The organism is Streptococcus oralis subsp. tigurinus (genome assembly GCF_002356415.1).
Taxonomy (GTDB): domain Bacteria; phylum Bacillota; class Bacilli; order Lactobacillales; family Streptococcaceae; genus Streptococcus; species Streptococcus oralis_F.
In genome coordinates, this window is the sequence record NZ_AP018338.1 from 606083 (window position 1) to 631395 (window position 25313).

Sequence of the window (25313 nt, forward strand, 5' to 3'; positions counted from 1 at the left end):
AACGTTTTCGTAAAACGTTTGCCTAAATAAAATAAAGGAGATTTGAATGATGAAAGCTACATTCAAAAATGTCTTGTCTTTCGAATTTTGGCAAAAATTCGGTAAGGCATTGATGGTGGTTATCGCTGTTATGCCAGCGGCTGGATTGATGATTTCAATCGGTAAGTCGCTTGCATTGATTGACCCAAATCTTGCCCCACTTGTTATTACAGGTGGAATTCTTGAGCAAATCGGTTGGGGAGTTATCGGTAACCTTCATATTTTGTTTGCTCTTGCTATCGGTGGTAGCTGGGCTAAAGAACGTGCAGGCGGTGCTTTTGCAGCAGGACTTGCCTTTATCTTAATCAACCGTATCACTGGTACTATCTTTGGAGTTACAAGTGATATGCTGAAAAACCCTGAGGCTATGGTCACTACTCTCTTTGGAGGCTCAATCAAAGTTTCTGATTACTTCATCAGTGTTCTTGAAGCACCAGCATTGAACATGGGTGTTTTTGTAGGGATTATCTCTGGTTTTGTAGGGGCAACTGCCTTTAACAAATACTACAACTACCGTAAACTTCCTGATGCGCTTTCATTCTTCAATGGGAAACGCTTCGTACCATTCGTTGTCATCCTTCGTTCAGCTATTGCAGCAATTGTGCTTGCAGCTTTCTGGCCAGTTGTTCAAACAGGTATCAACAACTTTGGTATCTGGATTGCCAATTCACAAGAAACAGCACCTGTTCTTGCACCATTCTTGTATGGTACTTTGGAACGTTTGCTCTTGCCATTTGGTCTTCACCACATGTTGACTATCCCAATGAACTATACAGCTCTTGGTGGTACTTATGACATTTTAACTGGTGCAGCTAAAGGTACTCAAGTATTCGGTCAAGACCCACTATGGCTTGCATGGGTAACAGACCTTGTAAACCTTAAAGGTACTGATGCTAGTCAATACCAACACTTGTTAGATACTGTTCACCCAGCTCGTTTCAAAGTTGGACAAATGATTGGTTCATTTGGTATCTTGATGGGTGTCATCGTTGCTATCTACCGCAATGTTGATGCTGACAAGAAACACCAATACAAGGGTATGATGATTGCGACAGCCCTTGCAACATTCTTGACAGGGGTTACTGAACCTATCGAGTATATGTTTATGTTTATCGCAACACCTCTTTACCTAGTGTATGCTCTTGTTCAAGGTGCTGCCTTTGCTATGGCGGATATTGTTCACCTTCGTGTGCACTCATTCGGTTCAATTGAATTCTTGACTCGTACTCCGCTAGCTATCAACGCTGGTCTTGGTATGGATATCATTAACTTTATCTGGGTAACTGTCCTCTTTGCAGTCATCATGTACTTCATTGCCAACTTCATGATTAAGAAATTCAACTATGCAACTCCAGGACGTAACGGAAACTATGAAACTGCTGAAGGAGCATCAGAAGATGCAGCTCCAGGAGAAACAAAAGTTGCAGCGGCTTCTCAAGCTGTAAATATCATTAACCTTCTTGGTGGTCGTGCAAACATCGTAGATGTAGATGCATGTATGACTCGTCTTCGTGTAACTGTTAAGGATGCAGATCGTGTTGGTACTGAGGAACAATGGAAAGCAGAAGGCGCTATGGGGCTTGTCATGAAAGGACAAGGTGTCCAAGCTATCTACGGACCAAAAGCTGACGTATTGAAATCTGATATCCAAGATATCCTTGACTCAGGTGAAGTAATTCCTGAAACTCTTCCAAGCCAAATGACAGAAGCTCAAAAGAATACTGTACACTTTAAAGGTGTAACTGAGGAAGTTTACTCAGTAGCTGATGGTCAAGTTATTGCCTTGGAACAAGTGAAAGATCCAGTCTTTGCTCAAAAAATGATGGGTGATGGTTTTGCAGTAGAACCAGCAAATGGAAACATTGTATCTCCAGTTACAGGTACTGTATCAAGTATCTTCCCAACAAAACATGCACTTGGACTTGTTACTGAATCAGGTCTTGAAGTACTTGTTCATATTGGTTTGGATACTGTAAGTCTTGAAGGAAAACCATTTACTGTTCACGTTTCTGAAGGACAAAAAGTGGCTGCTGGTGACCTTCTTGTGACAGCTGACTTGGATGCTATCCGTGCAGCAGGTCGTGAAACATCAACAGTGGTTGTCTTTACAAATGGTGATGCTATCAAATCAGTTAAATTAGAACAAACAGGTTCTCTTGCAGCTAAAACAGCAGTTGCTAAAGTAGAATTGTAATATACTCGAGGTTGGAAGCTGTTTTCCAACCTCTTGTTTTAGGAGAAAAGCATGAAATTTTTAACACTCAATACTCATAGTTGGATGGAAAAAGAAGCAGAGGAAAAATTCCAGCTCTTGCTCCAAGATATTCTTGACAAAGATTATGATTTGATCTGTTTTCAAGAAATTAATCAAGAAATGAGTTCGCCTGAGGTAGAGGTTAACAATCACTATCAAGCTTTACCATCAGCAGAACCTATTCATCAGGACCACTATGTACGACTCCTGGTTGAAAAATTGGCTGAGAAAGGGAAAAACTACTACTGGACTTGGGCTTACAATCATATCGGCTATGACCGCTACCATGAAGGTGTAGCCATCTTATCCAAAACACCGATTAAGGCGCGTGAGATTTTAGTGTCAGATGTAGATGATCCAACGGACTACCATACTCGCCGTGTTGCCTTGGCGGAGACAGAAGTTGAAGGTAAGGAGCTTGCTCTTGCAAGTGTCCATCTCTCTTGGTGGGATAAAGGTTTCCAAGAAGAATGGGCACGATTTGAGGCTGTACTAAAAGAGTTGAACAAACCTTTGATTTTAGCAGGTGATTTTAATAATCCAGCTGGTCAGGAAGGCTATCAAGCGATTTTAGCTAGTCCATTAGGATTACAAGACGCATTTGAAGTTGCGAAAGAAAGAAGTGGTAGCTATACCGTTCCACCAGAAATTGATGGCTGGAAAGGCAATACCGAGCCGCTACGAATCGACTATGTCTTTACGACAAAAGACTTAGAAGTAGAAAGTTTGCATGTAGTTTTTGATGGTCAAAATGATCCACAAGTCAGTGACCACTATGGTTTGAATGCTATTTTAAACTGGAAATAAAAATGAAAGGAAGTAATTCCTTTCATTTTTTGATTCTCGAACTGGACTACTGAAAATGTTTAAAATATGGTATAATGGTTAGATGAATAGAATCGAGGATAATATGTCATTTACGAAATTTCAGTTTAAAAACTATATAGAAAAGGCATTGGAGGAGTTGAAGTTTACGACTCCTACCGAAGTTCAGGAAAAGTTGATTCCTATTGTCTTGGCAGGTCGTGACTTGGTAGGGGAATCAAAAACAGGTTCAGGAAAGACTCACACTTTCCTCCTACCGATTTTCCAGCAACTGGATGAAACAAGTGATAATGTGCAAGCAGTGATTACTGCTCCAAGTCGTGAGTTAGCTACTCAGATCTACCAAGCGGCTCGTCAGATTGCAGCCCACTCAGATGTCGAAGTCCGTGTGGTCAACTATGTGGGTGGTACGGACAAGGCTCGTCAGATTGATAAGCTCGCGAGCAATCAGCCCCACATTGTCATCGGGACTCCAGGTCGTATCTATGACTTAGTCAAATCTGGTGATTTGGCTATTCACAAGGCCAAGACCTTTGTCGTCGATGAAGCCGATATGACCTTGGATATGGGATTCTTGGAAACCGTTGATAAGATTGCAGGTAGCCTTCCAAAAGACTTGCAATTCATGGTCTTTTCAGCAACTATTCCACAAAAATTGCAACCGTTCTTGAAAAAATACTTGTCAAATCCTGTCATGGAAAAAATCAAGACCAAGACAGTCATCTCAGATACGATTGATAACTGGTTGATTTCGACCAAGGGCCGCGACAAGAATGCTCAGATTTATGAATTGACTCAGTTGATGCAGCCTTATTTGGCAATGATCTTTGTTAACACAAAAACGCGTGCTGATGAGTTACATGCCTACTTGACTGCTCAAGGATTGAAGGTAGCAAAGATTCATGGAGATATTGCCCCTCGCGAGCGCAAGCGAATCATGAATCAGGTGAAAAATCTGGATTTTGAGTACATTGTCGCAACGGACTTGGCGGCGCGTGGAATTGACATTGAAGGTGTCAGCCATGTTATCAATGATGCCATTCCGCAAGACTTGTCCTTCTTTGTTCACCGAGTTGGACGAACTGGGCGCAACGGACTGCCTGGTACGGCTATTACCCTTTACCAGCCTAGTGATGACTCGGATATCCGTGAGTTGGAGAAATTAGGAATCAAGTTTACTCCTAAGATGGTCAAAGACGGAGAGTTTCAAGATACCTATGACCGTGATCGTCGTGCCAATCGTGAAAAGAAGCAGGACAAGCTTGATATTGAAATGATTGGCTTGGTTAAAAAGAAAAAGAAAAAAGTCAAACCAGGCTATAAGAAGAAGATTCAATGGGCAGTGGATGAAAAACGTCGCAAAACCAAGCGTGCTGAAAATCGTGCTCGTGGCCGTGCAGAGCGGAAAGCCAAACGCCAAACATTTTAAGAACAAAATTGGAGCTGAATGGCTCCTTTTTGTACCTTCGTTTTATAAATTTTCGAAAAGAATGCAAAAATGAGTAAAAAGTGGTATAATGATAAGGTTATATAGTCCCGATAAGATGGTAGAAATTTCTATCAGTACTTTGTAACTCTATAACAATATTTTTTAAGGGGGGACATTTTTATGTCAGAACGTAAATTATTCACGTCTGAATCTGTATCTGAGGGGCATCCAGATAAGATTGCAGACCAAATTTCAGATGCGATTTTGGATGCTATTTTAGCAAAGGATCCAGAGGCGCACGTTGCTACTGAGACAGCTGTCTACACTGGTTCTGTCCATGTTTTTGGTGAAATTTCTACAAATGCTTATGTGGATATCAACCGTGTGGTTCGTGATACCATTGCAGAGATTGGTTATACGAATGCAGAATATGGTTTTTCTGCGGAGACGGTGGGAGTTCATCCGTCACTTGTTGAGCAGTCACCAGATATCGCCCAAGGTGTTAATGAAGCCTTGGAGGTTCGTGGGAATGCAGATCAAGATCCGCTTGACTTGATTGGTGCTGGGGACCAAGGTCTTATGTTTGGATTTGCGGTGGATGAGACAGAAGAACTCATGCCATTACCAATCTCACTTAGCCACAAGTTGGTTCGTCGTTTGGCAGAACTTCGTAAGTCTGGTGAAATCAGCTATCTCCGTCCAGATGCTAAATCACAAGTTACAGTTGAGTATGATGAAAATGACCGTCCGGTACGTGTGGACACGGTCGTTATTTCAACTCAGCACGACCCAGAAGCTACTAATGAACAAATCCACAAAGATGTGATTGACAAGGTCATCAAAGAAGTTATTCCATCCTCTTACTTGGATGAGCAAACAAAATTCTTTATCAATCCGACTGGCCGCTTTGTAATTGGTGGACCTCAAGGAGACTCAGGTTTGACTGGTCGTAAGATTATCGTGGATACCTATGGTGGCTATTCTCGTCATGGTGGCGGTGCCTTCTCTGGTAAGGATGCGACGAAGGTGGACCGTTCAGCCTCTTATGCGGCTCGCTACATTGCCAAGAATATCGTGGCAGCGGGTCTGGCTAAGAAAGTAGAAGTGCAATTGGCCTACGCTATCGGTGTGGCGCAGCCAGTTTCCGTTCGTATCGATACCTTTGGTACAGGAACAGTAGCTGAAAGCAAACTTGAAAAAGCAACGCGTCAAATCTTTGATCTTCGCCCTGCAGGAATTATCCGAATGTTGGATCTTAAACGTCCAATTTATCGTCAAACAGCGGCCTATGGACACATGGGACGTACAGATATCGATCTTCCATGGGAACGTTTGGATAAGGTAGATGCTTTGAAAGAGGCTGTGAAATCATAACCACCCGTTAGGTGCGAGACGGACTAATAGTCACATAATAAAAAAGATTGGTAGTTGTGTATTACCAATCTTTTTTATAAGTGAAAACCAGCTTTTAAGCTGGTTTTCTTATTTTATAGGGATTGAAATCTCAATCAATTTATCCGAATAGAGGGTTTTGATATTGGCTTCATCGATGCTTCCTTTGTCAATTTTACGTTTCAAGAAGAAGTCTTGGATGGTTTCAATTTCGGGTTCACGAATAGCACGGTGTTTGTTCGAAATGAGGATTTCATAGTGAAGTGGGGCTTGTGTGAAAACCACATCTGTATTCCCGGCCGAATAGACCTCGACAAGAGTTGCATCAGTACTTTCTAATTGGCTTTTAACAAGTTGCGAGTGTGAATTAGTCGTGTTGATAAGCTTCATAACAGTTCCTCCGATTTTCTAACTCTATTATAGCACTTTTTGGATAAAATCGTGTATTTTAGCCAATTCCATGCTGGATTTTCCAAGCTTCAATTCCCCATTTATGGCTACCGCGTTTGAGTTTTTCAATTGCTTCATCAATAGGAAACCAAGCAATATGATTAAAATCTTCCAATGGTTTTTGTACTTCTTGAAAAGAAATAGCTTCGTAGAGATAAGCTGGATTGTAGTAGTAGGTATCACGGTGGCGAGAGTAGAAATACTCATCAGCTTGCCCATAATAGGTTCCAATCTCAGCTGTAAAGCCAAGTTCTTCGATTAGTTCTCTCTTCAGTGCTTCTTGATGATCTTCGCCTGCTTCAATCTCTCCGCCTGGCAAGAACCAAGCACCATTGGGGGCTTGAACTAGGACAATTTGTTTTTTCTCCGCATCCGGAATAACTGCGTACACACCATAGCGGGACTGGTAGGTCACATTCTCTTTTTTTTCACCAAAAGTTGGGTTTGCCATTGCATTTTCCTCATTATCTAGTATCTTTATTATTATCATAATGGACAAGGGGCTAGCTGTCAAGAATAAACCAACGAACTTGTGTAGAAATAGCTACTTTGTCTTGATCAATACTTGTCTCGTTAAACTTTCCAGCCCTAGCACTATAACTGGTATAATAAAAGAGAGGTGATTTTATGGCAGAATCAAGACTATTTCGTATCCTATATCTACTTTTAGAAAAAGGTAGCATAACGGCTCCTGAATTAGCCCGATTATTTGAAGTATCTGTACGAACGATTTATCGCGATATTGAGCGGTTGAGTATGGCGGGAATCCCTCTATATTCAGTACCTGGAAAGGCGGGCGGAATCTTTTTAATGAAGGACTTTGTTCTGGATCGTACTCTCGTATCGGAGGATGAAAAATTAGAACTTCTGTCAGCTTTGCAAGGGATTCAATCCCTGACCGATGATAGGCAAGACCTGTTCCTTGAAAAGTTGGAATCTATTTTTCAAGTTTCTACTAGCCCTTGGATAGAAGTAGACTTGACTGACTGGAGGAAGCGAGAAGGTCAAAAAGAATTATTTGATAACATCAAACAAGCTATTCTAGAGAAGAGGCGACTGGTGGTCACTTATCTGGGTGGGAGTGGTCAGAAAACGGTTCGTACAGTTGAACCTTTTAAACTCATATTTAAAAAGAGAGATTGGTATCTTCATGCCTACTGTTGTTTGAAAGAAGAGTGGCGTTTTTTCAAATTGTCTAGAATTAGGAACTATCACCTAACAACTGAAACTGTGAAGCAGAAAAATGTGCTGGATTGCGTTGATGGTTCAGATCAAGTGGCACATCAAATCGAAGTTTCCTTGAAGTTTAGCCCCAATCTTGCTTTCCGGGTTTATGAAGATTTTTCAGAAGATGAGATTAGCTTGGGGAAAGATGGATATTATTATGTCAAGACTGTCCTACCTGACCACGAAAGCATGTATACTTACCTCCTGTCTTATTTAGATGGAGTGGAAATACTCGCCCCCAATCATCTGAAGAAGGAATTGCTTTCTAGAGTAGAAAAAATCCAAAAACTTTACAAACCTTGACAAAAGATGTCAGGGTTTTGGTGCTATACTAGAGATAGAAAGGAGAAGAACCAAATGAAATACGAATGGAGAAAAGAAGCGAAAGATCTTTATCAAGTGAAAGCTAGGCCCAGCATCTTGCAGGTGCCAGGTCAATCCTATATCGTGATTGATGGTAAAGGTGATCCAAATCAAGAAGATTTTTCAGAACGCGTAGGGGCCTTATATGCCTTAGCTTATGCGATAAAGATGAAGTATAAAAAAGCTCCTCTGGATGAGGTTTACACGGATTTTACAGTCTTTCCTTTAGAAGGTGTATGGAAAAAGGAGAAGGAGGGAGAACTGGTAAAAAGTGAGCTTTCTTATAGCATTATGATTGGGCAACCCGATTTTATTACGAGAGAACTATTTGAAAAAGCTTTGGAAGAGGTCAAAATCAAGAAGCCAAATCTTCTTTATGAAGCTATTCGTTTTGAAATGATAGAAGAAGGCAAAAGCCTTGCTATGATTCATGTAGGACCTTTTGATACTGAAAATGAGACTTTTGCAGAGATGGAGCATTTTTGTCAACTTCATAAACTCAAAAGAACTTCGGAAGTCCACCGAGAAATTTATCTCAATAACCTTCATCGAACGGAGCCAAGCAAATTGAAAACAATTCTTCGCTATCAAGTTCAAGAAGAGAATTAAAAAAAGAACAGGAAATCTTGTTTCCTGTTCTTTTTATGAGATTTATTCTTCTATTTCAGAAGCAATCTCTTCTGTTTTCTCAGTTTTTTTGGCAGATTTGATTTGAATATTGCCATTGCTTGTCATAACTGCCTTGAGGTCTTTTTCACTTGGATTTTCAAGGTAGAAGTCTGTTATGGCATCCTCGATATGGTCTTGAATGGTACGGCGGAGTGGGCGTGCTCCCATTTTTGGATCATAACCTAAGTCAACCAACTTTTCCTTGACCTTGTCTGTCACATCGAGATGGATGTTGTTGCTAGAGAGGCGTTTGTTGACATCCGCTAGCATGAGTTCGACGATTTGGAGAAGGTTGTCCTTGCTGAGAGGTTTAAATTCGATGATGCCGTCAAAACGGTTCATAAACTCTGGGCTAAAGAAGTTACCGAGCTCACCGAGGACAGAGTTGGTTCGACCTTCACGAGCAGCTCCAAAACCAACGCTGGCTTCGGCCTTACCGGTACCCGCATTTGAAGTCATGATAATGATAGCATCTTTAAAGCTAACTGTTCGTCCTTGCCCATCAGTCAAACGACCATCGTCCAATACTTGAAGGAACATGTGCATCACATCTGGGTGGGCTTTTTCAACTTCATCGAGAAGGATGAGAGAGTAAGGATTGCGACGAACTTTTTCAGTCAGTTGACCAGCTTCGTCATAGCCTACATAGCCTGGAGGGGCTCCGACCAATTTAGCCACACTGTGTTTTTCCATGTATTCACTCATATCAAAGCGAATCATGCTGTCAGCAGAACCAAAGAGCTCAATGGCTAGTTGTTTGGAAAGTTCTGTCTTACCGACACCAGTTGGTCCGACAAAGAGGAAGCTTCCGATTGGGCGGTTAGGAGTTCCAAGTCCAACACGATTACGACGGATGGCCTTAGCAATCTTATCGACAGCTTCATCTTGACCAATGACATGAGCTTTGAGGTCGTCTGCTAGATGGATAAGCTGAGACTGTTCTTTTTCTTTGAGTTCTCCAACAGGGATATTGGTTTTCTGCTCAATGATATGTTCAATAGTTTTCTCGCTGATGATTGGAGTATCCTGATCGATCACCTTGTTCTTTTGCATTTCCTTGTACTTGGCAATCTGATCGCGGAAATAAGCAGCCTTTTCAAAATCTTCCTCTCGTGTAGCTTGAGCCTTGAGATTCTCAGCTTCAATTAAACGCTGATCAATCACTTTAGGGTCAACAAAGTTCAGTGTCAGATTCATCTTAGAACCAGCTTCATCCAACAGGTCAATAGCCTTGTCTGGCAGGAAGCGATCTTGGATGTAGCGGTTGGAAAGATTTGCAGCAGCTTCGATAGCAGCATCAGTATACTTGACGTGATGGTAGTCTTCGTATTTCTTTTGAACCCCTTTGAGGATGGTAATGGTTTCTTCGACAGTTGGTTCATCTACCTTGACAGGCTGCATACGGCGTTCGAGGGCAGCATCTTTTTCAATGATACGGTATTCATTGAGAGTAGTGGCGCCGACCAGTTGCAATTCACCACGGGCAAGGGCTGGTTTGAGGATATTTCCTGCATCCATATTGCCATCGCCAGCAGATCCAGCGCCAACAATTTCATGGATTTCATCGATAAAGAGGATGATGTCCTCGCGTTTGCGAATTTCTTCCATGAGTTTTTGCATACGTTCCTCAAATTGGCCTCGGATCCCTGTCCCTTGGACTAGACTGACTACATCCAGACGGATGACCTGCTTGCCTTGGAGTTTGTGGGGAACATCACCATCGACAATCTTCTGAGCTAAACCTTCGACAACGGCAGTTTTACCAACACCTGGTTCTCCGATAAGGACAGGATTGTTCTTGGTTCGACGGTTGAGGATTTCGATAACGCGGATAATCTCCTCATCTCGACCTATAACAGGGTCAATATCTCCCCGACGAGCTATTTCAGTCACGTTGATACCATATTCCTCTAGGAGCCCTCTTTCTTGGCTAGGAGGAGGTGTTTGAACAGGTCCGCGGTTTTGAGGTCCGTATCCCCCATTACCTCCGTATCCCCCACCGGATTGAGTTGGAGGGACGTTATTTGAAGAAGCCCTGAAATTGTTCAAATCATTGAAAAAGTCTCCAAAAGGATCAAAGTCACGATTGTTTAAGTCAGTCATTCCTTTAAAGAGGGTATTATTTGGATCTGTTTTGATAATTTTATAGCAATTTTGACAGAGATCAATTTGTTTTTGCTGTCCATTGATATTGGTATACAGATGAATTGTTGAGTCGTTAATTTTACAGTTTTGACAGAGCATACATCTACCTCATTTCATTCGTATTCTTGACCTAAGAAAAAGGTCAAGAATAGTCAAAGTTTTATACTCTCATTATAGCATGATTAAGGTGTAAAGCAAGTAAAAAGATTGGGAAGTGGTCATTTTTAAAAGAAGGATTTATGGAGGATTAAGCGACTTGAAGGTAAGAAAAAAATCCCATTTGTGGTGACAAAAAGGATTCTCATTCATCAAGCAGGGGTCTCTCTGCTGTTTGTATATTAGTAAAGGAGTTCGTAGATCTCCATTGCAATCAAATCAATGCTATCAAAGGTATAGGTTTCACGAGCTTCTACATCGCGAAGAGTGAAGAGTGATCCGTTTTCTTCGTCGTGGCTGTATGCAACTTCTGCGACAACAACACCTTCACGTTCAAAATTACGTTTTAGATTTCCACCATCTTTTGTCATTGCTTCTAGGCGGTTAATGATTCTAACCAAATGTGATTCCATTTTGATTCTCCTCCATTTCTTATCGTTTCTATTTTACCATAAACAAGAGGTAGTTGACTAGAAAAAAACTGTGATTTCTCTCTATTTCTCTATTCTATCAAGTTAATTGTTAAAATTAGAGAAAAATATTGCATTTTAATTCAATTCGTGTTATAATCATACAATCTAATACATAGAAAGTTGATTGAATATGAATTTTTCTTTTTTACCAAAGTATTTACCATATTTTAACTATGGTGCTCTGATTACCGTATTGATTTCTATCCTTGTTGTCTGCTTAGGGACCATTATAGGTGTCTTACTGGCCTTTGCTCAACGTTCACGCTTTAAACCGCTCGTTTGGTTTGCAAATGTGTATGTTTGGATCTTCCGTGGAACTCCGATGATGGTTCAAATAATGATTGCCTTTGCTCTTATGCATATCAATGCTCCGACTATTCAAGTGGGAATTTTAGGAGTTGATCTTTCTCGTTTGATTCCTGGTATTCTGATTATTTCTATGAACAGTGGAGCTTACGTTTCAGAAACTGTTCGTGCTGGGATCAATGCGGTTCCTAAAGGGCAGTTAGAGGCCGCATATTCTCTAGGTATTCGTCCGAAAAATGCCATGCGTTATGTCATTTTGCCACAAGCTATCAAGAATATTCTTCCAGCGCTGGGAAATGAATTTATCACCATTATCAAGGATAGTTCCCTCTTGTCGGCAATTGGGGTGATGGAGTTGTGGAATGGTGCAACGACTGTAGCAACAACAACTTATTTACCGTTGACTCCCCTTTTATTTGCAGCCTTTTACTATTTGATTATGACCTCTGTTTTGACAGTGGCGTTGAAAGCATTTGAAAAACATATTGGACAAGGAGACAAGAAATAATGACAGAAACCTTGATTAAAATTGAAGAACTACATAAGTCTTTTGGGAAAAATGAAGTTTTAAAAGGCATCAATCTTGAGATTAAACGTGGAGAAGTTGTGGTCATTATCGGACCGTCAGGGAGCGGGAAATCAACCCTCCTTCGTTCGATGAATCTCCTTGAAGAAGCAAGTAAAGGTAAGGTTATCTTTGAAGGAGTTGATATCACTGATAAGAAAAATGACCTTTTTGCTATGCGTGAAAAGATGGGTATGGTATTCCAACAATTCAACCTCTTTCCTAATATGACGGTCATGGAAAATATCACTTTGTCCCCAATCAAAACTAAAGGTGAAAGCAAGGAAGTTGCGGAGAAAAGAGCACAGGAACTGTTAGAAAAAGTTGGTTTGCCAGATAAGGCGACGGCCTATCCTCAGAGTTTGTCTGGTGGTCAGCAACAACGGATTGCTATTGCACGTGGACTTGCTATGGAACCAGATGTTTTGCTTTTTGATGAGCCGACTTCAGCCCTTGACCCTGAGATGGTTGGAGAAGTTCTAGCTGTTATGCAAGACCTTGCCAAGTCAGGGATGACTATGGTGATTGTGACGCATGAAATGGGCTTTGCGCGTGAGGTAGCAGACCGTGTTATCTTTATGGCGGATGGAGTTGTTGTCGAAGATGGAACTCCAGAAGAGATTTTCAATCAAACAAAAGAACAACGGACCAAGGAATTTTTGAGTAAGGTTTTGTAATACCTCATTTTTAGAAGAAGCGGAGTAGGCATCATGGCTTCCAGTAAAGAATATTTAGATTTTATTCTCGAACAGCTATCAGAGCTAGAGGAGATGAGTTATCGTCCAATGATGGGAGAGTATATCCTTTATTATCGTGGGAAGATTATTGGGGGAATCTATGATAATCGTCTGTTACTGAAGCCTGTGAAGGTGGTCATGGATCAATTGGAACAGACTAGGCTTGAACGTCCTTATGAAGGAGCTAAGGAGATGATTTTGCTAGAAGATCTTGAAGATAAGTCATTTCTAGCGAAACTAATCAAGGATATGTATGAAGTCTTACCGGCTCCTAAAGTTTAAAAAGAAAGCATGACAGATTCTCCTAATATAAATAGGCATAAAAGCTCGATAAGGGCTTTTTCTTATAGTTTTTGACTATAAGGTCCATTAGTCAAGAAGTGTTAGAATGACAAGGTATTTTTTGTTATAATAGAGGATATCTGATAGAAAAGAGAAGAGATATGGCACAGATTATTGATGGGAAGGCTCTTGCGGCTAAGTTACAGGGGCAGTTGACTGAAAAGACGGCTAAACTAAAAGAAGAAACAGGTTTAGTTCCAGGCTTGGTGGTGATTTTGGTGGGAGATAATCCAGCCAGCCAAGTCTACGTTCGCAACAAGGAACGCTCAGCTCTCGCTGCTGGCTTCCGTAGTGAAGTAGTGCGAGTTCCAGAGACCATTACCCAGGCGGAATTGTTAGACTTGATTGCCAAATACAATCAAGATTCAGCTTGGCATGGGATTTTGGTCCAGTTACCTTTACCAAAACATATTGATGAAGAGGCAGTTTTATTAGCCATTGATCCCGAAAAAGATGTGGATGGTTTCCACCCGCTAAACATGGGTCGCCTCTGGTCTGGTCATCCAGTTATGATTCCTTCGACACCTGCAGGAATTATGGAGATGTTTCATGAATATGGGATTGAGTTGGAAGGTAAAAATGCGGTTGTTATCGGTCGCTCAAATATTGTTGGTAAACCGATGGCCCAGCTACTTTTGGCTAAGAATGCAACAGTAACCTTGACCCACTCACGCACCCATCATCTTGCCAAGGTGGCTGCTAAGGCAGATATTCTTGTCGTAGCTATCGGTCGCGCTAAGTTTGTGACTGCTGACTTTGTCAAACCAGGAGCGGTTGTCATTGACGTTGGGATGAACCGAGATGAAAACGGCAAGCTTTGTGGAGATGTTGATTATGATGCCGTTGCACCACTTGCTAGTCACATCACACCTGTACCGGGTGGAGTTGGTCCTATGACCATTACCATGCTGATGGCGCAAACCTATCAGGCAGCGCTTCGAACACTAAACAAGGACTAGTAAGATGAAATTCGTATTTGATCTGGATGGGACGCTGTCTTTCGACTATATGACCATAGATGAGGAGATTAAGCAGGTTCTTTTAAAGGCTGAAGATTATGGACATGAGCTTGTGTTTGCCTCAGCTCGCTCTTATCGGGATTGCTTGGGTTTATTAGGCCCTGAACTCAGTCAGCGCTTGGTCATAGGGTTGAATGGTGGCGTAGCCTATCATCTAGGTAAGGCTATCTTCGAAAGGAATCTCGATGCTAGAGTTTATCAGGCGCTAGTGGATTACTGCCAGACCTATAATCTCCCTTTCTTTGTAGATGATTGCTTTGACTATAGTGGTCAGATTGTAGAGAAGATTCCATTTATTTCCAGTGTGGATCCTCTAAAGGTAGCTCGTCATCAGAAACTCGAGGACTTAGGTACTCCGATTAAGGTAGTCATCTATATGGGCGACCATGAGGAGTTGCTTGATGATTTGCTTGGTCAGTTAGAAAGACTAGGACAGGCTCATCTCTCCTATCATGCGCATGAAAAGTGCCTTTATGTCAACCCCTTGGATACTCATAAGGCGACAACTGTTGAAAAGTTATGCGGGGAGAACTTCATCGCTTTTGGAAATGACCAAAACGATATTGAATTGTTTAAAACGTCTCTTTATTCAGTCCAGATAGGAGACTTTGCTGGCCTTACTCCATATGCAGATGACACGTTAGAGCTAAAAGGAGAACCTTCTCCAGCAGTGGCAGCTAAAATCTTACAGATCTTTGCGGAATTTAAGGGAAAATAGTGTAGAAGGAGGTCTGAACCTCCTTTTGTAGTATAATGGAGTGAGAGGGAAAAAACGATGAAAGTGATTGATCAAGATTTATTAGAAAAAATCATTATTGAACGTTCTCGTACCAGTCATAAAGGAGACTATGGCCGTCTGCTCTTGCTTGGTGGGACCTATCCTTATGGTGGAGCCATCATCATGGCTGCCTTGGCAGCAGTCAAAAGTGGGGCAGGGTTGGTGACTGTTGGCACGGATAAGGAGAATATTTCGGCTCTGCACAGTCATTTACCTGAGGCCATGGCATTTTCTCTTCAAGACCAGCAATTGTTAAAAGAACAGTTGGAAAAGGCAGAAGTTGTCTTGTTAGGTCCGGGTTTGCGAGAGGATGCATTCGGAGAAGAAATCATAAAACGGGTCTGTGACAGCCTTAGAAAAGACCAGGTTTTGATTGCAGATGGCGGTGCTTTGGGCATCTTAGCAAAAGGCCAGTTACCATTTCCTTCCAGTCAGCTCATCCTAACTCCCCACCAAAAGGAATGGGAAAGACTGTCTGGTATAGTTCTTGACCATCAAAATACAGAGACGACTACTAGGGCTCTTTCTGATTTTCCTCAAGGAACGATTTTAGTTGAGAAAGGTCCGGCAACTCGTATCTGGCAAGTCGGTCAGCCTGAATATTATCAGTTACAGGTTGGAGGCCCCTATCAAGCAACTGGTGGAATGGGAGATACACTTGCTGGAATCATTGCAGGTTTTGCAGGTCAGTTTGACCAAGTCAGCCTCTATGAGAGGGTAGTGGTAGCAACCCACCTTCATTCAGCTATCGCGCAAGAACTTGCTCAAGAAAACTACCTTGTCTTGCCAACAGAAATTAGCAAGGCTCTTCCGAAAACAATGAAAAAAATATCTCAAAAAGGCAGCTAATACCTTAGTTGTCTTTTTATGTTGATGTAGCTTTGTTGATAAGGTTTTCAAATACCTCAGAACCAGGAATCAACTGCTGAACTTGCGTGAAATTCTCACTTTTAAGGTCTGGGTTTTTACTCAAACTCACAAGGAAAGTGAGATTGTTATCAAAGTTGAGGGGTGTCAAATCATGCTTTTTTTGATATAATTTTTAATGATGAATGCGAGAAATGATCGGTATGTGGTCGTTGATTTAGAGGCGACCAGCACTGGAAGCAAGGCAAAAATTATTCAAGTAGGCATTGTGGTGATTGAGAATGGTGAAATCATCGATCAGTATGCGACCGATGTCAATCCCCATGAACCCTTGGATTCTCATATCAAAGAATTAACGGGTCTAACCGATCAGCGTTTGGCTGCGGCACCAGAGTTTTCTCAGGTGGCCGGAAAAATTTTTGAATTGGTTAAGGACGGTATTTTTGTTGCGCACAATGTACAGTTTGATGCCAACCTTCTTGCGGAATTTCTCTTTTTTGAAGGATATGAATTGCGCACCCCGCGGGTGGATACTGTTGAGTTAGCCCAAGTTCTATATCCTCAATTTGAAAAGTACAATCTAGGTATTCTTTGTCAAGAGTTGGGCATTGAGCTGGAACATGCCCATACTGCCCTGTCAGATGCTCAAGCAACAGCTGAACTCTTGCTTTACATGCGTCAAAAACTTTTTGAGCTACCTAAAGGGCTTTTAGAAAGCTTATTAAACCTTGCAGACAACCTTCTCTATGAAAGTTATCTGGTGATTGAGGAGGTCTATCAGCAACAATCTCTCTTGTCTTCGCCAGACTTGATGGAACTTCATGGGCTTTTCCTCAAAAAGGAAAGCAAAGCCTTAGTCCCACGAAAGTTATCCAAAGATTTTGATAAAAATATTTCTTTATTGGGGCTGGAGGAGCGACCGCAACAGTTGGAATTTGCGGAGAAGATTGAGCAATTATTGGAAGAACACCAGACTTCCTTTATCCAAGCTCAAACGGGACTGGGCAAGACTTATGGTTATCTCCTCCCAGTTTTGAACTTGGAGAGTCAAGCAGGTATCCTAGTGAGTGTTCCGACCAAAATTCTTCAAAATCAAATCATGCAAGAAGAAGGTCAGCGATTAAAAGAGGTTTTCCATATGGAGATTCATAGTCTCAAGGGGCCTCAAAATTACTTGAAATTGGATGCTTTTCACCAAGTCCTCCATCGGCCGGAGTCCAATCGTCTATTTACTCGATTTAAAATGCAACTGCTTATCTGGCTAACAGAGACAGAGATAGGTGACTTGGACGAAATCGGTCAACTTTATCGCTATCAGCATTTTCTACCAGAACTAGTCCACGATGGCAAGCTTTCAAAGAAAAGTTTATTTGCTACAGAGGATTTTTGGAAACGAGGGCAGGAAAAGGCCAAGACCAGTCGTGTTCTTCTGACCAATCATGCCTATCTGGTCACTCGTTTGGAAGACAATCCAGAGTTTGTCGACAATCGTTTGGTGATTTTGGATGAAGCTCAAAAAATGCTGTTAGCTCTCGAAAATCTAGCCCAGCAGGCTTATCGCCTTGAGGAACTTGTAACCCAAATTGAAAAGTCCTTGGAGTCAGAGGAAGATTTGGTTCAGAAACGTTTGCTTGAGAGTATCGGCTTTGAATGTCGTTACTTGATGGAGCACTATCAGTCAGGTCTGAAGAATGGAAAGTGGTTGGATTCTCTCGAACACTTGCGCCAGCATTTTTCGGAGTTAGCTCTCCCAGAGTATCGAGAACTTGCAAACTTTTTCACCTCGGACCGTGAATTTTGGCTTGCTACAGCAGAGAAATCGAGCAAGGATGTCTTGATTTGTTCAAGTAAAAAAGGCCGCTTTATACTAGCAGACTTATTGCCAGAAGATTGCAGGCTCCTAGGAGTATCGGCTACTCTTGAAATCAGCAATCGGGTTTCCTTAGCAGATTTATTGGGATTTCCGGATGCTCCACTTGTTAGGCTTGATGTAGCAAAACAGGAGCAACAAGAAGTCTTTCTAGTCAATGATTTTCCTCTTGTGACAGAAGTTTCGCCTGTTGACTATGCTAGTGAAGTGGCTTCTGTTATCCGAAGGTTACAAGCCTTTCAAAAACCCATACTGGTCTTGTTTACCTCAAAAGAGATGTTGCTGGCAGTTTCAGACCTGCTCGACCAACCGCATCTAGCTCAGTATAAAAATGGGGAACCTAGCCAACTGAAAAAACGTTTTGAAAAAGGCGAACGTCAGATCTTGCTTGGAACAGGTAGTTTCTGGGAAGGGGTTGATTTTTCAACCCATCCTTGCGTGATTCAAGTGATTCCGAGATTGCCTTTCCAAAACCCCCAAGAACCCTTAACCAAAAAATTAAACCAAGAACTGCGTCAAGAAGGAAAAAATCCTTTCTATGATTATCAGTTGCCGATGACTATCATTCGGCTAAAACAAGCCCTGGGTCGTACTGTTAGACGGCCCAACCAAGGTTCGGTTGCTGTAATCTTAGACAGTCGTGTTGTCAGCAAGCGTTACGGCAAACAAATCGCTCAGACCTTGTCAAAAGAAAGGACTGTTCAGGTTCTTTCTAGAGACCAGCTAGAGTCTGCTGTAGCTGATTTTCTCCAATCCCGTCGCAATAGAATGAAAGAAAAATCCAAGAAAGAGAAGAGGTAAAAAATATGAAACGTTCCTTCGACTCTCGAGTCGATTATAGCCTTCTCCTACCAGTGTTTTGTTTACTGGTGATTGGAGTAGTGGCCATTTATATAGCAGTTAGTCATGACTATCCAAATAATGTACTTCCAATACTAGGCCAGCAAATCGCTTGGATTTCCTTGGGCCTTGTCATTGGTTTTGTGGTCATGTTCTTCAATACCGAGTTTTTATGGAAGGTGACTCCCTATCTTTATGGTCTAGGGCTAGCTTTGATGGTCCTACCTCTTGTTTTCTACAATCCGAGTTTGGTAGCTTCTACAGGTGCCAAGAACTGGGTATCGATTGGTGGAACGACACTCTTTCAGCCATCGGAGTTCATGAAGATTTCCTATATCTTGATGTTGGCTCGAGTCATCGTACAATTCACGCAAAAACACAAGGAATGGCGACGGACTATTCCCTTGGATTTCCTATTGATTGGTTGGATGATCGCCTTTACCATCCCAGTCTTGATCCTCTTAGCCCTACAAAGTGACTTGGGGACTGCCTTGGTCTTTGTAGCTATTTTTGCAGGTATGGTTCTCCTTTCAGGTGTTTCGTGGAAGATTATCATTCCGGTCTTTGCGACAGGAGTGACTGCAGTTGCAGGCTTCATGGCCATCTTTATAAGCAAGGATGGACGTGCCTTCTTGCATCAGATTGGAATGCCAACCTACCAGATCAACCGCATCTTGGCTTGGCTCAATCCCTTTGACTTCGCGCAAACAACGACTTATCAACAGGCGCAGGGACAAATTGCGATTGGAAGTGGTGGCTTGTTTGGGCAAGGTTTCAATGTGTCCAATCTCCTCATTCCAGTACGTGAGAGTGATATGATTTTCACGGTGATTGCTGAGGATTTTGGCTTCATTGGTTCGGTCTTTGTCGTTGCCTTGTACTTACTTCTCATCTATCGGATGTTGAAGATTACTCTCAGGTCAAATAACCAGTTCTACACCTACATTTCGACTGGTTTTATCATGATGTTGCTTTTCCATATCTTTGAAAATATCGGTGCCGTGACAGGCTTACTTCCTTTGACAGGGATTCCTCTACCTTTCATCTCTCAAGGGGGCTCTGCAATTATTAGCAACCTCATCGGTGTCGGTCTCCTCTTGTCTATGAGTTACCAGACAAACCTAGCGGAGGAGAAAAGTGGAAAAGTTCCATTCAAACGAAAGAAAGTCGTCCTAAAACAAATCAAATAAGGAGGCCACTATGGCAAAAGTAGCAGTTATTTTAGCCCAGGGTTTTGAAGAAATCGAAGCCTTGACAGTAGTCGATGTCTTACGTCGAGCAAACATTTCTTGTGATATGGTAGGATTTGAAGAGCAGGTGGCAGGATCACATGGCATTCAGGTAAAAGCCGACCGTATCTTTGATGGTGATTTGTCCGACTATGACTTGGTCGTTCTTCCAGGTGGCATGCCAGGCTCAGCTCACCTACGGGATAATCCAGCCCTCATTTCTGAGATTCAAGCCTTTAATCGAGCAGGAAAGAAAATTGCTGCCATCTGTGCAGCCCCAATCGCTCTTCATCAAGCAGGTGCCCTGAAAGACAAGCACTTCACCTGTTATGACGGTGTTCAGGAGAACATCAGTGATGGAATTTATCAAAAGCAAACAGTGGTTGTGGATGGCAATCTAACAACTAGCCGAGGACCGTCAACCGCACTTGCCTTTGCCTATGAGTTGGTAGAGCAATTGGGAGGAGATGCTGGAAGTTTACGAGACGGCATGCTCTATCGAGATGTCTTTGGAAATCAACAGTAAGACGAGAGTTCGGCTCTCGTTTTTGCTTGGAAAAATCTAGGAAATCATCGCTTTTTTCGTAAAAAAATGGTATAATGAACGGTATGAAATATCGTGACTATATATGGGATTTAGGTGGTACCCTATTGGATAATTATGAGACTTCTACAGCGGCCTTTGTAGAGACCTTAGCCCAATACGGAATAGAGCAAGAACACGACCGTGTTTACGAAGCCTTAAAGGTTTCGACAGCTTTTGCCATTGAGAAGTTTGCCCCAGACATCGAGAATTTTTTAGAAAACTACAAAGATAATGAAGCGCGTGAGCTAGAGTATCCAGTTTTGTTTGAAGGGATTCCAGAACTACTCAAAGACATTTCTGACAAGGGTGGCCGTCATTTCTTAGTTTCTCATCGAAATGACCAAGTTCTAGAACTTCTTGCAAAGACTCAGATAGCTGACTATTTCACAGAAGTCGTGACTGCTAGTTCCGGTTTCAAACGAAAACCAGATCCTGAGTCTATGATTTATTTACGTGATAAATATCATATCTCATCCGGTTTGGTCATTGGAGACAGGAATATTGATGTAGAAGCAGGGAAAGCTGCCGGCTTAGATGCCTATCTTTTTAAAAACGTTGTGACACTGAGACAAGCAATAGACATGTAAGAAAAGGGAAAAAATGACAGAAAAAATCAAAAATCAACAGGCACAGGATTATGATGCCAGCCAAATTCAAGTTTTGGAGGGGTTGGAAGCCGTTCGTATGCGTCCAGGTATGTATATTGGATCGACTTCAAAAGAAGGCCTTCACCATCTAGTCTGGGAAATCGTTGATAATTCAATTGATGAAGCCCTAGCAGGATTTGCCAGCCATATCCAAGTCCTTATTGAGCCAGATAATTCCATCACCGTTGTGGATGATGGACGTGGTATTCCTGTTGACATTCAAGAAAAGACAGGACGTCCTGCTGTTGAGACCGTCTTTACTGTTCTTCACGCTGGAGGAAAATTCGGCGGTGGCGGGTACAAGGTATCAGGTGGATTGCACGGTGTGGGTTCATCAGTAGTAAATGCCCTTTCAACTCAACTAGATGTTCGGGTTCATAAAAACGGAAAAATTTATTATCAAGAATACCACCGTGGGAATGTCGTTGCTGATCTTGAAGTGGTTGGAGATACGGATAGAACCGGAACAACAGTTCACTTCACGCCGGATCCAGAGATTTTTACAGAAACAACGACCTTTGACTTTGACAAATTAAATAAGCGTATTCAAGAACTAGCCTTTTTGAACCGAGGTCTTCGAATCTCCATCACAGATAAGCGTGAAGGTCTCGAACAGACTAAACATTACCACTATGAGGGCGGGATTGCTAGCTATGTTGAATATATCAACGAGAACAAGGATGTTATCTTTGATACACCAATCTACACAGACGGTGAGATGGATGATATCACAGTTGAAGTAGCCATGCAGTACACAACCGGTTACCACGAAAACGTCATGAGTTTCGCCAATAACATTCACACCCATGAAGGTGGTACGCATGAGCAAGGTTTCCGTACAGCGCTGACGCGTGTTATCAATGATTATGCTCGCAAGAATAAGCTACTAAAAGACAATGAAGACAACCTAACAGGGGAAGATGTCCGTGAAGGCTTGACTGCTGTGATCTCTGTCAAGCATCCAAACCCGCAGTTTGAAGGACAAACCAAGACCAAACTGGGCAATAGTGAAGTGGTTAAGATCACCAATCGCCTTTTCAGCGATGCCTTCTCTGATTTTCTCATGGAAAATCCACAGATTGCCAAACGCATCGTGGAAAAAGGAATTTTGGCTGCCAAAGCTCGTGTGGCTGCCAAGCGTGCACGTGAAGTCACTCGTAAAAAATCTGGTTTGGAAATTTCCAATCTTCCTGGAAAACTAGCAGACTGTTCTTCAAACAACCCTGCTGAAACCGAACTCTTCATCGTCGAAGGAGACTCAGCTGGTGGATCAGCTAAATCTGGTCGTAACCGTGAATTCCAAGCTATCTTGCCAATTCGTGGTAAGATCTTGAACGTTGAAAAAGCCAGCATGGATAAAATTCTTGCTAACGAAGAAATTCGGAGTCTCTTCACAGCCATGGGGACAGGCTTTGGGGCAGAATTTGATGTCACTAAGGCTCGTTACCAAAAACTCGTTTTGATGACCGATGCCGATGTTGATGGTGCCCACATTCGAACCCTCTTACTGACTCTGATTTACCGCTACATGAAGCCAATCCTAGAAGCTGGTTATGTTTATATTGCCCAACCACCGATTTATGGGGTTAAAGTCGGAAGTGAGATTAAAGAATACATCCAGCCGGGTACAGATCAAGAAATTAAACTCCAAGAAGCCTTAGCACGTCATAGTGAAGGGCGCTCAAAGCCAACTATCCAACGTTATAAGGGATTAGGAGAAATGGATGACCACCAATTGTGGGAAACAACCATGGATCCAGAACATCGCTTGATGGCGCGTGTTTCAGTAGATGATGCTGCTGAAGCAGATAGAATCTTTGATATGTTGATGGGCGATCGGGTAGAGCCTCGTCGCGAATTTATCGAAGAAAACGCTGTTTACAGTACACTTGACGTCTAAAAAATGTGGGAAATAGTTCCCTTGGTTTAAAAAATATGATATAATCATTACGATTGTTTCTAGTATAAAAGGAGTTTGATATGTCTAATGGACAACTAATTTATCTAATGGTTGCGATTGCGATCATTTTGATTTTAGCTTATGTAACAGCCATTTTTCTACGTAAGCGTAATGTAAGCAGATTAACGGCGCTTGAAGAAAGAAAAGAAGAACTCTACAATCTTCCTGTAAATGATGAGGTTGAAGCCGTTAAAAATATGCACTTGATTGGTCAAAGTCAGGTAACCTTTCGTGAATGGAATCAAAAATGGGTTGATTTATCTCTGAACTCATTTGCAGACATCGAAAATCACCTCTTTGAAGCTGAAAACTACAATAATTCTTTCCGTTTCTTTAAAGCAGCTCACAAGATTGATCAAATTGAAAGCCAGATTAGTTTGATTGAAGAGGATATCGCAGCTATTCGCAATGCCCTTTCTGAACTCGAAAAGCAAGAATCTAAGAACAGTGGTCGTGTCCTACATGCTTTGGACTTGTTTGAAACCCTTCAACATACCGTTGCAGAAGATTCAGAGAAATATGGAAAAGCTCTTCCTGAGATTGAGAAACAATTGGAAAACATCCAATCGGAATTCTCTCAATTCGTTACCCTTAACTCATCAGGTGACCCAGTTGAAGCTGCAGCAATCTTAGATGATACTGAAAATCATATTCTTGCTCTAACGCATATTGTTGATCGGATTCCAGCTCTTGTTGAAACCTTGACAAAGGAATTACCAGACCAATTAGCAGATTTGGAAGAAGGCTATCGTAAGCTTTTGGATGCCAATTACCACTTTACTGAAACAGATATTGAGTCACGTTTCCAACTTTTGCATGAATCTTTGAAGAATAATCAAGAAAACATTCGTCAGTTGGAGTTGGACAATGCAGAGTATGAAAATAATCGCATTCAAGAAGAAATCAACGCACTTTATGATATTTTCACTCGTGAAATTGAAGCTCAAAAAGTCGTTGAGAATCTTCTCTCAACACTTCCAACCTATCTCAACCACTTGAAAGAAAATAATCAGGTGCTTGTTCAGGATCTTGAACGCCTGAATAAAACTTATCTTCTTCCAGAAAGTGATGGAAATCATGTTCGCCGACTTCAAGAAGAATTAGCTGCACTTGATACCGCTATTTTAGAAGTAACAGAGGATCAAAGAGAATCTGCTCAAGCCTATTCTGTTCTTGAAGAACAGTTGGAAATGCTTCAAAGCAATCTCAAAGATATTGAAGATGAGCAAATTTCTGTGAGCGAACGACTTGCGCAAATTGAAAAAGACGACCTCAATGCTCGCCAAAAAGCAAATGTCTATGTGAATCGTTTGCACACCATCAAACGTTACATGGAAAAGCGAAACTTACCAGGAATCCCTCAAAGTTTCTTGAAACTCTTCTTTACTGCAAGTCATAACACTGAAGATTTGATGGCGGAGCTAGAGCAACCGCAGGTTAATATTGAATCTGTTAAGCGAATTCTTGAAATTGCAACGAATGATATGGCAGTACTTGAGACAGAAACATACGATATTGTTCAATATGCAACCTTGACTGAGCAACTTCTCCAATACTCAAATCGCTACCGTTCATTTGATGAACGCATCCAAGAGGCTTTCAACGAAGCACTTGAAATTTTTGAGAAAGAGTTTGACTATCGGGCATCATTTGAGAAGATCTCTCAAGCCTTGGAAGTTGCAGAACCAGGAGTTACAAATCGTTTTGTGACTTCATATGAAAAAACACGTGAAGCAATTCGCTTTTAAACGAGAAGCTTAGATATTGAATTATATCCCGAAAGTTAGATAGGAAATACTAACTTTCGGTTTTTTTGAGCATTGTAATGACTGGATTGAGGAAATTCACTCTAAGTGAGTAAGGCTGGCAATACCAACACGATTCTTATCATCGGTTCCTAGAGAATAAGGACATTCAAGCATCCATGTTACGAATGGGAAACAGTCCAGGTAATGGAATGATGGAGTCCTTCTTTGGCATCTTGAAATCGGAGATGTTTTATGGTTATGAGGAGTCGTTTCAGTCGCTTAAGCAATTGGAACAAGCCATTGTAGACTATATTGATTATTACAACAACAAACGAATTAAGGTAAAACTAAAAGGACTCAGTCCTGTGCAATACAGAACTAAATCCTTTGGATAAAT

22 protein-coding genes and 1 pseudogene are annotated in these 25313 nt (G+C 41.7%); 19 read left to right on the top strand and 4 right to left on the bottom strand.

Annotated features, from left to right (window positions below):
- The first annotated feature begins 46 nt into the window (after window positions 1–46).
- From STO1_RS03055 to metK, 4 genes are all read left to right on the top strand, one after another.
- Window positions 47–2233 (top strand): PTS transporter subunit IIBC, encoded by a 2187-nt coding sequence (locus tag STO1_RS03055; RefSeq protein WP_096421903.1) that lies wholly within the window; start codon window positions 47–49, stop codon window positions 2231–2233.
- Window positions 2234–2284: 51 nt separating this feature from the next.
- Window positions 2285–3100 carry an endonuclease/exonuclease/phosphatase family protein gene (locus STO1_RS03060; protein WP_096421905.1) on the top strand — a complete coding sequence of 272 codons (816 nt, stop codon included), beginning with the start codon at window positions 2285–2287 and terminating at the stop codon, window positions 3098–3100.
- Window positions 3101–3203: 103 nt separating this feature from the next.
- The gene (locus tag STO1_RS03065; protein ID WP_061588309.1) at window positions 3204–4547 is read left to right on the top strand and encodes a DEAD/DEAH box helicase; all 1344 of its coding nucleotides are present in this window, start codon (window positions 3204–3206) and stop codon (window positions 4545–4547) included.
- 180 nt (window positions 4548–4727) lie between these two features.
- Window positions 4728–5921 (top strand): methionine adenosyltransferase, encoded by a 1194-nt coding sequence (gene metK, locus STO1_RS03070; RefSeq protein WP_096421907.1) that lies wholly within the window; start codon window positions 4728–4730, stop codon window positions 5919–5921.
- 108 nt (window positions 5922–6029) lie between these two features.
- Here metK and STO1_RS03075 read toward each other — a convergent pair whose 3' ends face one another.
- Together STO1_RS03075 and STO1_RS03080 are read right to left on the bottom strand one after the other, a co-directional pair.
- Window positions 6030–6329 carry a DUF1827 family protein gene (locus tag STO1_RS03075; protein ID WP_000767205.1) on the bottom strand — a complete coding sequence of 100 codons (300 nt, stop codon included), beginning with the start codon at window positions 6327–6329 and terminating at the stop codon, window positions 6030–6032.
- A gap of 58 nt (window positions 6330–6387) precedes the next feature.
- The gene (locus STO1_RS03080) at window positions 6388–6840 is read right to left on the bottom strand and encodes an NUDIX hydrolase (RefSeq protein WP_084851590.1); all 453 of its coding nucleotides are present in this window, start codon (window positions 6838–6840) and stop codon (window positions 6388–6390) included.
- A 176-nt stretch (window positions 6841–7016) separates the two neighbouring features.
- On the opposite strand from STO1_RS03080, the gene STO1_RS03085 reads away from it, so the two are divergent.
- Both STO1_RS03085 and STO1_RS03090 read left to right on the top strand, forming a co-directional pair.
- A complete protein-coding gene (locus tag STO1_RS03085; protein ID WP_096421909.1) occupies window positions 7017–7919 on the top strand; it encodes a helix-turn-helix transcriptional regulator in 903 nt (300 codons plus the stop codon).
- 54 nt (window positions 7920–7973) lie between these two features.
- Window positions 7974–8588, top strand: a complete 615-nt coding sequence (locus tag STO1_RS03090) for a GyrI-like domain-containing protein (protein ID WP_096421911.1) — start codon at window positions 7974–7976, stop codon at window positions 8586–8588.
- 42 nt (window positions 8589–8630) lie between these two features.
- Here the strand turns inward: STO1_RS03090 and STO1_RS03095 are convergent, their stop codons facing one another.
- Both STO1_RS03095 and STO1_RS03100 read right to left on the bottom strand, forming a co-directional pair.
- Window positions 8631–10892 (bottom strand): ATP-dependent Clp protease ATP-binding subunit, encoded by a 2262-nt coding sequence (locus STO1_RS03095; protein ID WP_096421913.1) that lies wholly within the window; start codon window positions 10890–10892, stop codon window positions 8631–8633.
- A gap of 239 nt (window positions 10893–11131) precedes the next feature.
- Window positions 11132–11362 (bottom strand): DUF1797 family protein, encoded by a 231-nt coding sequence (locus STO1_RS03100; protein WP_000443577.1) that lies wholly within the window; start codon window positions 11360–11362, stop codon window positions 11132–11134.
- Window positions 11363–11552: 190 nt separating this feature from the next.
- Here STO1_RS03100 and STO1_RS03105 point away from each other — a divergent pair, with 190 nt between their 5' ends.
- The 13 genes and pseudogenes from STO1_RS03105 to STO1_RS03165 form a co-directional block, all read left to right on the top strand.
- A complete protein-coding gene (locus STO1_RS03105; protein ID WP_001011622.1) occupies window positions 11553–12236 on the top strand; it encodes an amino acid ABC transporter permease in 684 nt (227 codons plus the stop codon).
- Complete coding sequence (locus tag STO1_RS03110) at window positions 12236–12970, top strand: amino acid ABC transporter ATP-binding protein (RefSeq protein ID WP_000140926.1); 735 nt, start codon at window positions 12236–12238, stop codon at window positions 12968–12970. The genes STO1_RS03105 and STO1_RS03110 overlap by 1 nt, the downstream gene beginning before the upstream one ends.
- 33 nt (window positions 12971–13003) lie before the next feature.
- Window positions 13004–13312 (top strand): TfoX/Sxy family protein, encoded by a 309-nt coding sequence (locus STO1_RS03115; RefSeq protein WP_096421915.1) that lies wholly within the window; start codon window positions 13004–13006, stop codon window positions 13310–13312.
- A gap of 161 nt (window positions 13313–13473) precedes the next feature.
- Window positions 13474–14331: a bifunctional methylenetetrahydrofolate dehydrogenase/methenyltetrahydrofolate cyclohydrolase gene (locus STO1_RS03120; RefSeq protein WP_000057235.1), complete on the top strand. Its 858-nt coding sequence runs from the start codon at window positions 13474–13476 to the stop codon at window positions 14329–14331.
- Between the two features lie 4 nt (window positions 14332–14335).
- Window positions 14336–15109, top strand: coding sequence for an HAD hydrolase family protein (locus STO1_RS03125; protein WP_033605902.1), 774 nt, complete (start codon window positions 14336–14338; stop codon window positions 15107–15109).
- 57 nt (window positions 15110–15166) lie between these two features.
- Window positions 15167–16018, top strand: a complete 852-nt coding sequence (locus STO1_RS03130; protein ID WP_000863015.1) for an NAD(P)H-hydrate dehydratase — start codon at window positions 15167–15169, stop codon at window positions 16016–16018.
- A 199-nt stretch (window positions 16019–16217) separates the two neighbouring features.
- Window positions 16218–18707, top strand: coding sequence for a bifunctional DnaQ family exonuclease/ATP-dependent helicase (locus STO1_RS03135; protein ID WP_419865681.1), 2490 nt, complete (start codon window positions 16218–16220; stop codon window positions 18705–18707).
- A 5-nt stretch (window positions 18708–18712) separates the two neighbouring features.
- Window positions 18713–19936: an FtsW/RodA/SpoVE family cell cycle protein gene (locus STO1_RS03140; RefSeq protein WP_007517506.1), complete on the top strand. Its 1224-nt coding sequence runs from the start codon at window positions 18713–18715 to the stop codon at window positions 19934–19936.
- 10 nt (window positions 19937–19946) lie between these two features.
- Window positions 19947–20501 (top strand): DJ-1 family glyoxalase III, encoded by a 555-nt coding sequence (locus tag STO1_RS03145; protein WP_096421921.1) that lies wholly within the window; start codon window positions 19947–19949, stop codon window positions 20499–20501.
- An 83-nt stretch (window positions 20502–20584) separates the two neighbouring features.
- Window positions 20585–21148, top strand: a complete 564-nt coding sequence (locus STO1_RS03150; protein ID WP_172843639.1) for an HAD-IA family hydrolase — start codon at window positions 20585–20587, stop codon at window positions 21146–21148.
- Window positions 21149–21161: 13 nt separating this feature from the next.
- The gene (gene gyrB / locus STO1_RS03155) at window positions 21162–23108 is read left to right on the top strand and encodes a DNA topoisomerase (ATP-hydrolyzing) subunit B (protein ID WP_096421925.1); all 1947 of its coding nucleotides are present in this window, start codon (window positions 21162–21164) and stop codon (window positions 23106–23108) included.
- Between the two features lie 80 nt (window positions 23109–23188).
- Window positions 23189–24916 (top strand): septation ring formation regulator EzrA, encoded by a 1728-nt coding sequence (ezrA, locus tag STO1_RS03160; RefSeq protein ID WP_061588305.1) that lies wholly within the window; start codon window positions 23189–23191, stop codon window positions 24914–24916.
- A 113-nt stretch (window positions 24917–25029) separates the two neighbouring features.
- Window positions 25030–25311 (top strand): annotated as a pseudogene (locus STO1_RS03165) (IS3 family transposase); the annotation flags it as partial.
- Window positions 25312–25313 lie beyond the last annotated feature (2 nt).

Coding starts and splice junctions, on each gene's coding strand:
- STO1_RS03055 (WP_096421903.1), top strand. CDS start 47: ATGATGAAAGCTACATTCAAAAATGTCTTGTCTTTCGAATTTTGGCAA.
- STO1_RS03060 (WP_096421905.1), top strand. CDS start 2,285: ATGAAATTTTTAACACTCAATACTCATAGTTGGATGGAAAAAGAAGCA.
- STO1_RS03065 (WP_061588309.1), top strand. CDS start 3,204: ATGTCATTTACGAAATTTCAGTTTAAAAACTATATAGAAAAGGCATTG.
- metK (WP_096421907.1), top strand. CDS start 4,728: ATGTCAGAACGTAAATTATTCACGTCTGAATCTGTATCTGAGGGGCAT.
- STO1_RS03075 (WP_000767205.1), bottom strand. CDS start 6,329: ATGAAGCTTATCAACACGACTAATTCACACTCGCAACTTGTTAAAAGC.
- STO1_RS03080 (WP_084851590.1), bottom strand. CDS start 6,840: ATGGCAAACCCAACTTTTGGTGAAAAAAAAGAGAATGTGACCTACCAG.
- STO1_RS03085 (WP_096421909.1), top strand. CDS start 7,017: ATGGCAGAATCAAGACTATTTCGTATCCTATATCTACTTTTAGAAAAA.
- STO1_RS03090 (WP_096421911.1), top strand. CDS start 7,974: ATGAAATACGAATGGAGAAAAGAAGCGAAAGATCTTTATCAAGTGAAA.
- STO1_RS03095 (WP_096421913.1), bottom strand. CDS start 10,892: ATGCTCTGTCAAAACTGTAAAATTAACGACTCAACAATTCATCTGTAT.
- STO1_RS03100 (WP_000443577.1), bottom strand. CDS start 11,362: ATGGAATCACATTTGGTTAGAATCATTAACCGCCTAGAAGCAATGACA.
- STO1_RS03105 (WP_001011622.1), top strand. CDS start 11,553: ATGAATTTTTCTTTTTTACCAAAGTATTTACCATATTTTAACTATGGT.
- STO1_RS03110 (WP_000140926.1), top strand. CDS start 12,236: ATGACAGAAACCTTGATTAAAATTGAAGAACTACATAAGTCTTTTGGG.
- STO1_RS03115 (WP_096421915.1), top strand. CDS start 13,004: ATGGCTTCCAGTAAAGAATATTTAGATTTTATTCTCGAACAGCTATCA.
- STO1_RS03120 (WP_000057235.1), top strand. CDS start 13,474: ATGGCACAGATTATTGATGGGAAGGCTCTTGCGGCTAAGTTACAGGGG.
- STO1_RS03125 (WP_033605902.1), top strand. CDS start 14,336: ATGAAATTCGTATTTGATCTGGATGGGACGCTGTCTTTCGACTATATG.
- STO1_RS03130 (WP_000863015.1), top strand. CDS start 15,167: ATGAAAGTGATTGATCAAGATTTATTAGAAAAAATCATTATTGAACGT.
- STO1_RS03135 (WP_419865681.1), top strand. CDS start 16,218: ATGAATGCGAGAAATGATCGGTATGTGGTCGTTGATTTAGAGGCGACC.
- STO1_RS03140 (WP_007517506.1), top strand. CDS start 18,713: ATGAAACGTTCCTTCGACTCTCGAGTCGATTATAGCCTTCTCCTACCA.
- STO1_RS03145 (WP_096421921.1), top strand. CDS start 19,947: ATGGCAAAAGTAGCAGTTATTTTAGCCCAGGGTTTTGAAGAAATCGAA.
- STO1_RS03150 (WP_172843639.1), top strand. CDS start 20,585: ATGAAATATCGTGACTATATATGGGATTTAGGTGGTACCCTATTGGAT.
- gyrB (WP_096421925.1), top strand. CDS start 21,162: ATGACAGAAAAAATCAAAAATCAACAGGCACAGGATTATGATGCCAGC.
- ezrA (WP_061588305.1), top strand. CDS start 23,189: ATGTCTAATGGACAACTAATTTATCTAATGGTTGCGATTGCGATCATT.